This window comes from Marinobacter sp. (assembly GCF_048259445.1).
In the GTDB taxonomy this organism is placed as follows: Bacteria; Pseudomonadota; Gammaproteobacteria; order Pseudomonadales; family Oleiphilaceae; genus Marinobacter.
This window is the reverse complement of sequence record NZ_JBLXHQ010000025.1, coordinates 18,314-30,440: the sequence shown is the minus strand read 5'-3', so window position 1 is coordinate 30,440 and position 12,127 is coordinate 18,314. Positions and strand designations below refer to the sequence as shown.

The following is a 12,127-nucleotide window of genomic DNA, read 5'->3' as shown; positions in this document are numbered from 1 at the left end:
CGTTTTCTGCAGGCAGGTGTTCTGCACTGAGCTCTGGCCGCTACCATCGGGCGAAATGATCCTCGACCAAGCCGTTCAAGCCCTTAACAGCAATCTTTTTGCCGCCCTCATCAATAATGGTTCCGTTAAAGATACCAACGTACTGACGGAAATTAGACGCCAGAATACCTGCATTCAGTTTTTCCTTGCGCGCTGCTGCCGGCTCAAAATGCAGATCAACCCGCCCATCTTCGGTGGTCACGTGCCAGTCGCCTCCCGGGTGATAACGGTCAAAGCGAAACCGGGCAGCACCAAGCTTCTGGCATTGCCCGCCCAGCCAGAGCGCATTTTCTGTCATGCCTGTTTCATTGACGCCAGCGGCAAGATTGAGCCCGATGGCGCGGCCATCCACTAGTTGCCCGGCCAGGCTCGCCCAGTTCCAGGCGGTTTCACGGCGCATAAAGCCGCAGCTCCAGTCAATGGCGCCACGGGTGGCCTCATCACAACGCCAGATACGATGATCCCAGCGAATTTCACCCTCTACAGGCAAGCCCGCGGACTTACGGGTAAACACCCAACCGTTGTAGCCTGCAGGGCATACAAGCCGCAGAGGATCATTATCCTCTTTAAGCGTCAGCTCCACGCGGATACCCCCCGGGGCAGATACCGAAACGGACCGCCCACCGACGAAAGGCAGGATGCGCATAGAAACACCCCCCTTAACGAACGACGCTGAGCCATGCTCGGGGTAAGGTTCTATTCGGGTTGCCATAGCCAGAGGACTCATAAAACTCTGCTCAAGCATTTGTCCGGACGCAAAATCGTACAGGTAGAAAAAACCACTCCCCAGCAATTTCAGATCCACAATCGCGAGCCCGAACACCCACCCCGGGCCAGTCGCACTTACAAACTGGAACTGGTTGAAACGCCAACGCCGGGCCAGCTTCGAGCGCGGGCGATCCATTACAGTTCGCAAGTCGTAATCCAGATAGTTTATTTCGTCTACCGGTTGGTTAAACACACCCGGTGAGATGTGCCCCTTTGCATCAATCAGCTTTGTATTGGTCATGTTCGTTGTCAGATCAGGCCGATTTTACGAACTGTTTCCCCGGGCCGTTACCTGGTTCACAGTCCCCCGCTTCGGAAGCTAAAGGGCCCAACACCTCATGTTAGACTCAGCTCACGATCAATAAGGAAGTGTAGCTTATGAGAAAGACCGGAGCCCATGGCTATAAAGGCTGGGCCTCAGTCATCAGCGGTGTGATTTGCGCCCTGCTGGTTTCTGCAATGGCTGCTGCGACCGCCCGCGCGGCATTGCCCGCCGAAAGCAGCGAGGCATGGAGCCTGCGCAAGGAGGCCGGCGACATTCGTATCTACACCACGGACCGGGGTGAATCCAGCTTTCAGGCGTTCAAAGCTGAAGCTCTGCTCGACGCACCCATTGAAGCCGTCATGGCCGTTATGATCAATCCGGCATCCTGTATGGAGTGGGTGCTTAACTGCACAGAGTCCTACGGCGTGGGCAAAAACAGCTTCCACGATCGCTATGTCTACTCGGTAAACGACATGCCATGGCCGGTAACAGATCGGGACTATGTTCTGCGCATTCGCACTCAGGGTAACGAGAGTTCCGGCGAAATCATCATGGAAATGAGTGCCACACCGGGCAAGCGGGCAAAGAACAGCAACCGGGTAAGAGTTGATCGTTCAGACACCCTGTACCGGTTTTTTCCCGAAGGCCGTAAAACCCGGATGATATGGCTGCAACACACAGACCCTAACGGCGCTCTGCCGGGCTGGCTGGTGAATACGCTCCTGGTTGATATACCGCTGAGTTCCATGGAAGAGCTGCAGCGGGTAACAACCCTGAAGCGTTATCAGGGCTTCAGCCTGGTGTACAACGAAGGCGGCGAACTGGTTGATGTGCGACAACCGGCAGCCAACTGAGACGTGACGGGCAGAGCACGAAAGGCTAAGCTCTGAGGCAAGACTTCACATGGCAGAGAACACCCAATGACCGTGCTCGCATATGAAATAATGACCCCCAGCATCAAGGCCGTACCCCAATCCTGGACAATGGATCGCCTGGCCCGGTTTCTGACCGATAATGAAATAACCGGCAGCCCCGTTACGGATGACTCCGGCGAAATTGTCGGCATTGCCACACTTAAGGACATCACAGAATTCCGCTGGAATGCCAAGCGGTCTGAAGCAGACAACGAACTCACGGCAGAAGACCAGCAGGAAGCACGGCGCTTGCGCATGGTGCTTTTTGAAGAAATGGGCAAAGTGCCGGTAGAAGTCCGGGATATCATGACACCCATCGTTTTATCTGTTGACGAGACCACGCCAGTACGCGACATTGCCAACATCATGATGCGCGAACACCTGCACCGGATTTTTGTCACCAAAGATTCAAAGATAACCGGCATTGTAACGACATATGATATGCTGAAAATCGTCTCGAATGAGGAGCTTACGAAACGCTGCGCCAGTAACAACTGAACCACCACAGAGGTAGCGCCCCCTATGCCCAGAGCATCGGCCAAACGAACCATGTACGTCCTCGATACCAATGTCCTGATCCACGACCCGAACGCCCTCCTGAATTTTGAAGAACACGATGTCATCATCCCGATGACCGTCCTTGAAGAACTCGACGGCCTGAAATCCGGCAAGCAAAGTGTGGCGGCTGACTGTCGCCAGGCAATCCGCACCATCGACCGACTGCTTGGTGATGCGAGCCCCGGGGATATTGAAAAAGGTGTACCCATTGTACGAGCCAAAATGGCAGAGCCACTGGGCACACTGTCTATTTTGATGAGCACCGAGCACACCGGCAGCAACTCATTGCCCGAACACCTGAACGACAACAAGATTATCAATACCCTTGCTGCGCTTCAGGAGAGACACAAGTCCCGGGACATCATTCTCGTAAGCAAAGACATCAACATGCGGCTGAAGGCCCGTGGCTTTGGTGTTGAAGCCCAGGACTACCATAACGACCAGTTGGTTGATGACATTGACTTGCTGCCAAAAGGCTATATCGAGTTTCCCAACTCCTTCTGGGACACCATTACCAAAGTGGAAACCGTGCAACGGGAAGGCATAACGGAACACATTCTCCAGCGCGAAGGCGAACTGGCCAAACTCAACATCAACGAGTTTGTTCTTGATGAACAGGGGTTTATCGGCAGAGCTGTCAACATCACCGACACCCAGATCGTCATCAGGGATCTGCACCAGCACGATCTTATGAATGAAGAAGTCTGGGGCCTTGTTCCGCGGGATATCTATCAGGCCATGGCCCTGAATCTACTACTGGACCCGGACATCCATCTGGTCAACCTCACCGGTTCAGCCGGCTCCGGTAAAACCATTCTCGCGCTGGCTGCCTGCATCGAAATGACCGTTGCCAGCAAGCTCTACAAGCGGATTATCGCAACACGGTCAACCCAGGGGCTGGATGAGGATATCGGTTTCCTGCCCGGTACCGAGGCTGAGAAAATGGAGCCCTGGCTGGGCGCCATCGTGGATAACCTGGAAGCGTTGCACGAAGACGATGAGAACATGACCGCCAGTGTGGACTACATTCTCAGCAAGGTGCCGCTGCACTTCAAATCCATGAACTACATTCGAGGCCGCAGTTTCCAGCACAGTTTGATCATTATCGATGAATCCCAGAACCTGACCCCGCACCAGATCAAGACCATCATTACCCGCGCAGGCAACGGCTCCAAGGTAATCTGTCTGGGCAACCTGGCGCAGATCGACACGCCTTATCTGAGCGCGCTCAGCTCCGGCCTGACCTACATGACCGAACGCTTCAAAACCTTTAACCACGGCGGACACATTCACCTGCAAGGTGTGCCGCGCTCACTGCTTGCGGAGTTTGCGGAAGCCAACCTGTAATAGCCGACAGAACAAGGCTCAGTCTTTGAACTGAGCCTTGTCCAGGCCATGCTTTTTCATTTTGTCGTAGAGGGTTTTGCGGGCAACACCAAGCTGCACCATGGTGTCTTTGATGCTGCCGTGGCAGGCGTTGAGGGCGCTGGTGAGCACCGAATGCTCAAAGCTGTCCATCATTTCGGTAAGAGTTCGACGGCCACTCACATCGGCCTTGGCCGCCGGTTCATCTTCATCCAGAGCCGCCGGGCCGAGCAGCACGTAGCGCTCTGCCAGGTTACGCAATTCACGGACATTGCCCGGCCAGCTGTGGTGCATAAGCCGAGCCGCCTGGCTGGCATCCAATGGAACACTTTCCCGGTCGTAACGGGCGGCGGCAATCAAAACAAAGTGGTGAAACAGCATCGGGATGTCTTCTTTGCGCTCCCGCAAGGGCGGAATATCCACTTTCACCACATTCAAACGGTAATACAGGTCGGCACGAAAACGGCCTTCGTCGCTGAGGGTTTTGAGGTCGGCTTTGGTGGCCGCAATAATACGCACGTCCAGTTCCTGAACCTGATTGCTACCCAGGCGCTCGACCTTCTGCTCTTCAAGCACTCGGAGCAGCTTGATCTGCAATGGCATGGGCATGCTTTCCACTTCGTCCAGGAACAGTGTGCCCCGGTGGGCGTGCTCAATCTTGCCAATGCGGCGTTTATCCGCGCCGGTAAACGCCCCGGCCTCGTGGCCAAACAGCTCACTTTCAATCAGATTCTCCGGCACTGCACCGCAGTTGATCGCCACAAAATTATGCGCGCCGCGCGGTCCGCTTTCGTGGATATAGCGGGCCAGAGCGTCCTTGCCGGAGCCGGTTTCACCAAACAGCAGAATGTTGGCGGTAATATCCAGAATCGGTGCAATGGTATCCATCACCTTGCGCATGCTGGGCGTATCGCCAAGAATCCTCGGGCCAGGCTGTGCCAGATGGCGCAGTTGGGCCTTCAGGCGACGATTTTCCAGCGCGAGGTGCCGCTTCTCCAACGCATGCCTTAGCAGTTCGATCAGCTCGTCGTGATTAAACGGCTTCTCGATAAAATCATAGGCACCCTGCTGCATGGCGGCAACCGCCGTGCTGATGTCGCCCTGCCCGGTCAGAATAATAACGGGAATGGTCTTATCCCGCGCCTGAATGGCGCTCAGCATCTCAAGCCCGTCCATACCCGGCATGTTGTAATCACACAGCACCACGCCGTCGTATTCCGGCGTAATGGCGTCAAGGCCGGATTCAGCACTTTCAAAACAGCGCACAGGCAGATCTTCCAGCGTCAGCGCCTGCGCAATGGCCTTACGGATGTGTGGCTCATCATCCACAAAGATCACCGAGGGTTCTGTCATTCCGTGGCCTCACGTTTTTTCAGAGTGAATTCGAATTCCGCACCGGCTGCATCACTGCGATTGCGACCGGTAAGCCGACCACCCAAGGCATCAGCAATCTGCCTTGATATAGACAAACCAAGCCCGAGCCCCTGTTTGACCGACTTGGTGGTAAAGAACGGTTCAAAAATCTGCTCTGTGTTTGCCGGCAGCCCGGAGCCGTTGTCCCGAACCAAACAGCGCCAACTCCCCTCGTCTTCCACAACGTCTATGGTGATTTTCGGTTGCGCCTTACCTTCAACAGCCTGAACAGCATTGGCAAGCAAGTTAACCATCACCTGTTCAATGCGGATCAGATCGCCATGGCAAAAAACCGGATGCTCGGGGCGTACCCATTGAATATCAACACCCGCACTGCTCTTCTGTGCCGTAATGATTTTCAGGGACGCATCTACCGACAGGCGGAAATCAACGATTGTTGGGGGGCCTTCAGACTTACGGGCAAACACCTTGAATTGCCGCGTCAGCTCCGCCATTTTGTCGCACAGAAGTACGATTTCACTGAGGTTCTCATCCACCATATCGGCGGCACCTTTTTCCAGGAAACGGCGGCTATTTCTTGCGTAGGTCTGGATAGCGGTAAGGGGCTGGCTCATCTCATGATTAAGGCCCGCAGACATCTGCCCCAGCACCGCCAGCTTGGCCGCCTGTATCAGCTCCTGCTGAGTTTCCCGCAGTTCGCTCTGTGTTCGCTCTCGCTCCCGTATCTCATCAAGCAGTTTGCGGTTAGAACGCTCCAGATCCACCGTTCGTTCCGCAACGCTGAGCTCAAGCTGCTCGCCCCTGAGGGCCAGTTCCGCTTCGCGACGGTAACGTTCACGCAGGTAGAGCCAGGCCAGAAAACCACCAAAAAAGACCGCGATGCCGCCCGCCAAAAACCCGAGCCTCGCCCAGATAACGGAGCGGGTGCTCACCATAACCTGAAGCGTCCAGTCCAGCCTGGGCAGAGGCGTTCGAACGCTCAGGTACTCCCGGCTACCGCCATTTTCACGAATGCGTAATGTCTCGGAGGAGCCAGACAGGCCAGGGGGCTTCTCCTGATAATCCAGGGCAACCGGTTTGAGGTCTCGGCCCGGATAACGCTGGCGCGACGCCTCACCCGGAGCATCCTCTGCCCTGCCGGTAAAATCCCTGTAAAGCCATTGGGGCTTGCTGGCCAGGAAGCTGACACCGGCTTCATCCAGCACCACCATTTCTGCCTCACGCACGGCCGCTGGCCTTTGCCACTGGGACTCCAGTTCATGCACCAGTACTTTAACCGTAACAATGCCCAGAATCCCGGAACCCTGGCCACGAACCGGGTGAGAAAAGTAGAGGCCCCGAACACCCGACATAAGCCCGAGAGCAAAGTAGACCGCCGAATGACCGCTTTCCATCGCCTCATAAAAGTAAGGCCTGAAGGCAAAATTCCGACCCACAAAACTGTCTGCTTGCTGGTAGTTATTGGCCGCAATCGTCAGCCCAGACGTATCCATAAGATAGACATCAGAGCTGCCCACAATCGTGGCCATGCGCTGCATTTCTTCATTGGCCTGGTGAATAATGGCGGGGTCGTCCGGAGCACTCAGGGCGGCTGCCAGCAGCGGGTGCTCAGCCATAAGCTCAGGAATGGGCAGATATCGGTTAAGCTCGTTTCCGACAAGCTGACGGTAGCGGAAAGACTCCTCGAGGCTGTCCTGCTCCACCTGGCGGTAGCCAACCCAGCCACCCAGCATCCAGGACACTGCAAGGGTGACTACAAAGACTATGAACGCGCCTATCCGGTAGGACATAACCCGGTTCCCGAAACACCGTTAAAGGACGCCAGAGTATAGCCCGGCGCTCTCAAGAACAAACGCAAGGACAAGCGCCAGGAGGGCTAGCACGTTCTGTGCTGCATCCTCCCGCACTTACAAACGCCGGAACATTCAGGCGGCTGTCATGCGCCCCTTGCGCTGCCGCTGCATCATAAACACTGTCGCTGCAACGGCGATACCTGCCAGATCGGATACCAGGCCGCCTTCAATCATCAGCAGTGCAGCGCCTATCAGCATCAAGCGGGCTATCCAGGGGGCCGACACATCGGCAAACCAACCCATCACACCACCAGATAACATGTACACACCAAAGAGCGCAGTGACCAGTGCACGGGCGATATCAAACCATCCTGCCTCCATCAACAAAGCGCCGTTGTAGAAGAACATGAAAGGCACGATGAACGCCGCGATACCAATCCGGAAAGACGCCACCGAGGTTTCCATAGCATTGGCTCCGGAAATCCCTGCCGCTGCATAAGACGCCAGAGCAACCGGCGGCGTGATGGCAGAAACCACCGCAAAATAGAACACAAAAAAGTGCGCTGTCAGCGGCTCGATACCCAACTGCACCAGGCCCGGGGCCACCACTGAAGCGGCAACGGCATAAGCGGCCGTTGTCGGCATGCCCATACCCAGAAGAATCGAGATGAACATGGCGAAGATCAGCGCCAGTAATTGGCTGGCCTCTGCCACATCAAGCAACAGCACCGAGAAGCGGGCACCGACACCGGTGAGGGAAATAACACCTACAATAACGCCCGCCGCCGCACACACCACAATAATCTGTATGGCCATGTACGAGGCAATTTCCAGTGCGTGCAGAACCGCGCGAACACCCATCTTGTTGGGGGAGAACCAGCTGACGACTGCCGCAGACACCATGGCCAGAGTACCGGCCCGTATCACCGAGTAACCCATAAACAGCGCCACCACCAGAATGATGATCGGTATAAACAGGTAGCATTGCTTAACCATGGTACGCAGTTTTGGCAGCTCATCTTCCCGCATGCCACGCATGCCGGTTTTCGCCGCCTCAAAATCCACCATGAAGTAAACAGACCCGAAGTAAAGTATCGCGGGAATAATGGCCGCGATGGCGATCTCGGTATAGGGAATACCGGTAATCTCGGCCATGATGAAGGCACCTGCCCCCATAATCGGCGGCATGATCTGGCCACCGGTAGAAGCCGCCGCTTCCACAGCACCAGCGGATTTTTTGCTGTAACCCACTTTTTTCATCAGCGGGATAGTCAGCGACCCTGTCGATACCACGTTGCCCGCGCTGGTGCCGTTGATCATACCCATCAGGCCGGAGGCAAAAATAGACACTTTGGCGGGGCCACCCCGTGAACGCCCGGCCGCAGCAAACGCGAAGTTTACGAAGTAATCACCCACCTTTGACGCCTGCAAGAACGCGGCAAAAATGATGAACAGAATAATGTAAGTGGACGACACCGCCGTGGTGGGCCCAAGAATACCGGCATCGGTATAAACCTGGCTGAAAAAGCGCTGTACAGACAGCCCGGGATAACCCAGAAACCCCGGCAGATACGGCCCGGCAAACACATACACCAGAAACACCAGCCCGATGATCACCAATGCCAGGCCGGCAACCCGGCGGGTAAGCTCCATAATCAGCGCTGTGCCCGCAACAGCGGCAAAGGATATGCCCACCGGCGCAAACGAGGTGCCCGTAGACATGCGCATAGAGGTGTTATAAGCCACCAGAAAGTAAGCCGCAACGGCGACAGAGCACACGATCAGTACCAGATCGGGCACGCTGAAGCGCGAGCGCTCACGCTGGTGGAACCAGCTCAGCACAATGCCTAAAGCGGTTACCGCCAGCAGGGGCCAGCCAAAATGCCAGGTTTCCAGCTCAACAGGAATTCGCATGGCGCCGTTCTGAACCATCTGCCAGAACGAGTAAGTCTGATAAAGCACATAGAATGCCGGCAATACCGCAGCAGCACCTATCCAGGTGGTCCAGCGATGGCGTGCAGAGCCTTCTTCAACAGACACAAAACGGGCCCCGGCAAACAGAACAAATCCCAGAACAAGCGCCCCGGCAATGTGCACAATCCGGAACGACCAGGTTTCCAGCGGCGCGATGTTCAGCGCATACAAATGGAAAGATGAGTAAACAATGGCGAGCAACGTAACAAACTTCAGCATGCCGCCTTCAAACAGCCTGCGATTTGCCTCTACAGGTTCCTTGTCCACATCGTGGGCAAGCACGTGGTCTTCGCCCACCTCCACATCGGAGAAGTCTTTGGGGTGTCGTTCAAGTGTCATTAGGTGTCCTGCCTGCAGGCAAATCGGAGCCGGCAAACCACCGGCTATTGTTCAGGGGCCTTGCGGCCCCCTTTTTTCAAGCATTCAGATCAGAAACCTTATTTGATCTTGCTTTCTTCGATGGTGTAACCGTTCTCGTTGAACCAGCGAGCTGCACCTTTGTGCCAGGGCAGAACGTTGTTCTTTGTGTAGTTTTCGGGAATCGAATTGCGGGCTGCCTTGTGAATGGAGACCATTCTTTCGTTTTGCTCCATGGTCAGCTTGGTGATTTCATACACAAAGCTTTCCGACACATCGCAATTCACCATGGCAAAGTTCCACATGGAAACCACACGCGACGGCTTATCCAGAGACTGATAGGTGCTTGCCGGAATGGTGAATTCAGATACCGGGAAGTTATCCGTAACCTTCTTGGCTTCCTCATCGGTCATGCCGATTATGTTTACATCGGTCTGAACCTCCAGCTGGCTAACAGCCGGAATGGGAATGCCTGCGGCAAAAGCCACGACATCGATCAGGCCATCCTGAAGCTGACCACCAAGATCTGACCAGCTGCCGTTACGGCGCTCGAAGTTAACACCCAGGGTTTCCATCATGCGCGGGAAATAGGTGTCAGACGTTGAGCCAGCCGGGCCGAAACCGATGGTGGCGCCATCCGGAATATCAGTAATAGAGGTGATACCCGAGCTGCTCAGCGCGGTCACTGAGAAAGGCGTCTCGTACATGGGGAACATGGCACAAACGTTGTCCATCTTCATGCCAGGTGCCAGCGGGCTGTTGCCTTCCATGGATTCACGGGCCGGGCCCATGGTGGTGAGGCCGAACTTGAGATCGCCAGTATGCACTAGCGCCATGTTCTGCATCGGGCCGCCAGTGATTTCAGCACCGCCGGAAACACCCAGGTTTTCTGCAACAAAGTTGGCCCAACCGGAGCCATAAGCGAAATAGGTACCGCCCTGACTGGCCGTTCCCACAGTAAAGTTATCCGGCCAACCCGCCCGATCCTGGGCAAAAACGGGGCTAGCAACAAGAGTAGAGGCGAATGCCACTGCCATAATGGCTTGGGTCTTCATAGAGAATGCTCCCTGGTTCATTTTGTTTATTGGGTGCTCGACGAAGCCCGGAAGGGCTGCGGTGCAAAAGAAGTAGCAAGGAGCAGGCCAGATTAAAAAGTGGCCATAAAACAAAGGCTTTCTGAAAAACTGAAAAAAAACGCTAAGGAATGGGTACGTTCTCACCCATTAGTAAAAGTCTATGGGTTGAATTCCGCCACACTAAGCTGGCGTAATGATAGACGCCCCTCCCCTCTCACTAACCAAAAACCCGCTACAGCCTGCGCATTGCCGCTCCGGTTTCTGCAGCGGCGCTTCTATACAGTATGATTGACCGCGCTAAATAAAGGCTTCACGGGATTATATGGAGAGAACCGGAGAAGTGGGCTAACCTGTTGTTAAATCTGGAACTTGGGGCGCGACGCGGATTTGGAGAAGCGGCGTTATCGAGAACGCACTTTTTTGCAATATCGCGGAACGCGGTCTAGTTGCTGTTAGGAAGGGAGCCATGAAACCGAAAATCAGCATTATCACGCTTGGTGTGGACGACCTGGAAAGGGCCACTCGTTTCTATGGCGAAGGTCTCGGTCTGCCGAGGCATGACTTTGAAGGTGGCAAAATATCCTTTTTCAGTCTGGAAGGAACGTGGTTAGCGCTCTACCCTCGGGAAGAGTTGGCTAAGGACATCGGATTACCCATTCCCGCTCAGGTCGGCTTTTCTGGCATTACACTGGCCCATAATGTTGCAAGCAAGTCAGAAGTTGATGCTGTTCTTAGCCAGGCAGTATCCGCAGGCGCTCAACTTATTAAACCGGCGGTGGAGGTTTTCTGGGGCGGTTACTCCGGCTACTTTCAAGATCCGGAAGGTCATTACTGGGAAGTAGCCTACAACCCTTATCAGGACCTGACGTAATGCCGCACTCTTCGGCAGCTCCTAACAATCACAGGCACGGCGACGTCTACTACATTGCGGCTTCGCCTCCATTCCGCAGTCGAGCATGTTGTTGAAGTTGACATCAATTAAGGAGTCAAATTTGAGACCAGGAGTCTTCATTATATTTATTGCTTTGCTGGCGGGGTGTGCAACCTATAAACAACCCATCGCTACAGCAAAAAGTACAGGCGAAAGCATCGAGCCTGCTTTTGAGCAAAAGGCCACTGGAGAGGCCTCGATCATGACGAATCAGGCTTTGAAGTCGTACCGGGAGGAATATATCCATGCAACCGAACACAAGGCTTTTGCCCAATCTGCTGTGGGTGCCTGGTCCTGGAAGTCAAATAGAACCTCAATAAAGCACGCGATAGAGAACTCTTTGATAGATTGCCAAAAAAATAACAAAGGACACGAAGCTGAACATCCGTGCAAGATTATTAACGTTGACGGTAAATGGGGGGGGGTGATGCGGTTCAGGACGGCCATTTAACGAACACTGGACTTAGCCCGGAGTAAGTCCAAGCGCTATCAATTTGAGCGCACCAACTGGGAGAATCAGAATATGAATTTAAGGATTGTCGGCACCATCGGGACGTTTCTTTTAGTTGTTTTGGGGCTAATGAATGAAGTTGGTGACTATAGCTTCGCAGAGTTTTTCGCTTTTCTGGGCTTCGGGACAACAGCGGCCTTGATCGCCTGGTTTAAACTTTTCAAGCCAGGCTCTCGGCGCGAAGGCAACTGATTGCAACTGC

Annotated in this window: 11 protein-coding genes; 6 read left to right on the top strand and 5 right to left on the bottom strand. The window is 54.6% G+C overall.

Annotation, left to right across the window (positions count from 1 at the left end; all coding sequences use genetic code 11):
- Positions 1-40: 40 nt before the first annotated feature.
- Positions 41-1,048: a DUF2804 domain-containing protein gene (locus ACN0RL_RS15925; protein ID WP_417518556.1), complete on the bottom strand. Its 1,008-nt coding sequence runs from the start codon at positions 1,046-1,048 to the stop codon at positions 41-43.
- 137 nt (positions 1,049-1,185) lie between these two features.
- On the opposite strand from ACN0RL_RS15925, the gene ACN0RL_RS15920 reads away from it, so the two are divergent.
- The 3 genes from ACN0RL_RS15920 to ACN0RL_RS15910 all read left to right on the top strand — a co-directional run bounded on the left by ACN0RL_RS15920 (position 1,186) and on the right by ACN0RL_RS15910 (position 3,891).
- Positions 1,186-1,926 (top strand): START domain-containing protein, encoded by a 741-nt coding sequence (locus ACN0RL_RS15920; RefSeq protein WP_417518554.1) that lies wholly within the window; start codon positions 1,186-1,188, stop codon positions 1,924-1,926.
- A 66-nt stretch (positions 1,927-1,992) separates the two neighbouring features.
- A complete protein-coding gene (locus tag ACN0RL_RS15915; RefSeq protein ID WP_417518552.1) occupies positions 1,993-2,484 on the top strand; it encodes an HPP family protein in 492 nt (163 codons plus the stop codon).
- A 24-nt stretch (positions 2,485-2,508) separates the two neighbouring features.
- Positions 2,509-3,891: a PhoH family protein gene (locus ACN0RL_RS15910; RefSeq protein ID WP_417518550.1), complete on the top strand. Its 1,383-nt coding sequence runs from the start codon at positions 2,509-2,511 to the stop codon at positions 3,889-3,891.
- 18 nt (positions 3,892-3,909) lie between these two features.
- Here the strand turns inward: ACN0RL_RS15910 and ACN0RL_RS15905 are convergent, their stop codons facing one another.
- The 4 genes from ACN0RL_RS15905 to ACN0RL_RS15890 all read right to left on the bottom strand — a co-directional run bounded on the left by ACN0RL_RS15905 (position 3,910) and on the right by ACN0RL_RS15890 (position 10,462).
- On the bottom strand, positions 3,910-5,262 hold the full coding sequence (locus ACN0RL_RS15905; RefSeq protein WP_417518548.1) for a sigma-54-dependent transcriptional regulator: 1,353 nt from the start codon (positions 5,260-5,262) through the stop codon (positions 3,910-3,912).
- Positions 5,259-7,073 carry a sensor histidine kinase gene (locus ACN0RL_RS15900; RefSeq protein ID WP_417518546.1) on the bottom strand — a complete coding sequence of 605 codons (1,815 nt, stop codon included), beginning with the start codon at positions 7,071-7,073 and terminating at the stop codon, positions 5,259-5,261. Before ACN0RL_RS15900 ends, ACN0RL_RS15905 begins: the two co-directional genes overlap by 4 nt.
- 135 nt (positions 7,074-7,208) lie before the next feature.
- Positions 7,209-9,389, bottom strand: coding sequence for a TRAP transporter permease (locus ACN0RL_RS15895; protein WP_417518544.1), 2,181 nt, complete (start codon positions 9,387-9,389; stop codon positions 7,209-7,211).
- Between the two features lie 98 nt (positions 9,390-9,487).
- Positions 9,488-10,462, bottom strand: a complete 975-nt coding sequence (locus tag ACN0RL_RS15890) for a TAXI family TRAP transporter solute-binding subunit (RefSeq protein ID WP_417518542.1) — start codon at positions 10,460-10,462, stop codon at positions 9,488-9,490.
- A 487-nt stretch (positions 10,463-10,949) separates the two neighbouring features.
- Here ACN0RL_RS15890 and ACN0RL_RS15885 point away from each other — a divergent pair, with 487 nt between their 5' ends.
- From ACN0RL_RS15885 to ACN0RL_RS15875, 3 genes are all read left to right on the top strand, one after another.
- Positions 10,950-11,354 (top strand): VOC family protein, encoded by a 405-nt coding sequence (locus tag ACN0RL_RS15885; RefSeq protein WP_417518540.1) that lies wholly within the window; start codon positions 10,950-10,952, stop codon positions 11,352-11,354.
- Positions 11,355-11,475: 121 nt separating this feature from the next.
- Positions 11,476-11,865 carry a hypothetical protein gene (locus tag ACN0RL_RS15880; protein WP_417518538.1) on the top strand — a complete coding sequence of 130 codons (390 nt, stop codon included), beginning with the start codon at positions 11,476-11,478 and terminating at the stop codon, positions 11,863-11,865.
- 72 nt (positions 11,866-11,937) lie between these two features.
- Complete coding sequence (locus ACN0RL_RS15875; protein WP_417518536.1) at positions 11,938-12,117, top strand: hypothetical protein; 180 nt, start codon at positions 11,938-11,940, stop codon at positions 12,115-12,117.
- The last annotated feature ends 10 nt before the right edge of the window (positions 12,118-12,127 follow it).

What these genes read in the sequence shown, in the direction of transcription:
- ACN0RL_RS15925 (WP_417518556.1), bottom strand. Translation starts at nt 1,048, where the DNA reads ATGACCAATACAAAGCTGATTGATGCAAAGGGGCACATCTCACCGGGT.
- ACN0RL_RS15920 (WP_417518554.1), top strand. Translation starts at nt 1,186, where the DNA reads ATGAGAAAGACCGGAGCCCATGGCTATAAAGGCTGGGCCTCAGTCATC.
- ACN0RL_RS15915 (WP_417518552.1), top strand. Translation starts at nt 1,993, where the DNA reads ATGACCGTGCTCGCATATGAAATAATGACCCCCAGCATCAAGGCCGTA.
- ACN0RL_RS15910 (WP_417518550.1), top strand. Translation starts at nt 2,509, where the DNA reads ATGCCCAGAGCATCGGCCAAACGAACCATGTACGTCCTCGATACCAAT.
- ACN0RL_RS15905 (WP_417518548.1), bottom strand. Translation starts at nt 5,262, where the DNA reads ATGACAGAACCCTCGGTGATCTTTGTGGATGATGAGCCACACATCCGT.
- ACN0RL_RS15900 (WP_417518546.1), bottom strand. Translation starts at nt 7,073, where the DNA reads ATGTCCTACCGGATAGGCGCGTTCATAGTCTTTGTAGTCACCCTTGCA.
- ACN0RL_RS15895 (WP_417518544.1), bottom strand. Translation starts at nt 9,389, where the DNA reads ATGACACTTGAACGACACCCCAAAGACTTCTCCGATGTGGAGGTGGGC.
- ACN0RL_RS15890 (WP_417518542.1), bottom strand. Translation starts at nt 10,462, where the DNA reads ATGAAGACCCAAGCCATTATGGCAGTGGCATTCGCCTCTACTCTTGTT.
- ACN0RL_RS15885 (WP_417518540.1), top strand. Translation starts at nt 10,950, where the DNA reads ATGAAACCGAAAATCAGCATTATCACGCTTGGTGTGGACGACCTGGAA.
- ACN0RL_RS15875 (WP_417518536.1), top strand. Translation starts at nt 11,938, where the DNA reads ATGAATTTAAGGATTGTCGGCACCATCGGGACGTTTCTTTTAGTTGTT.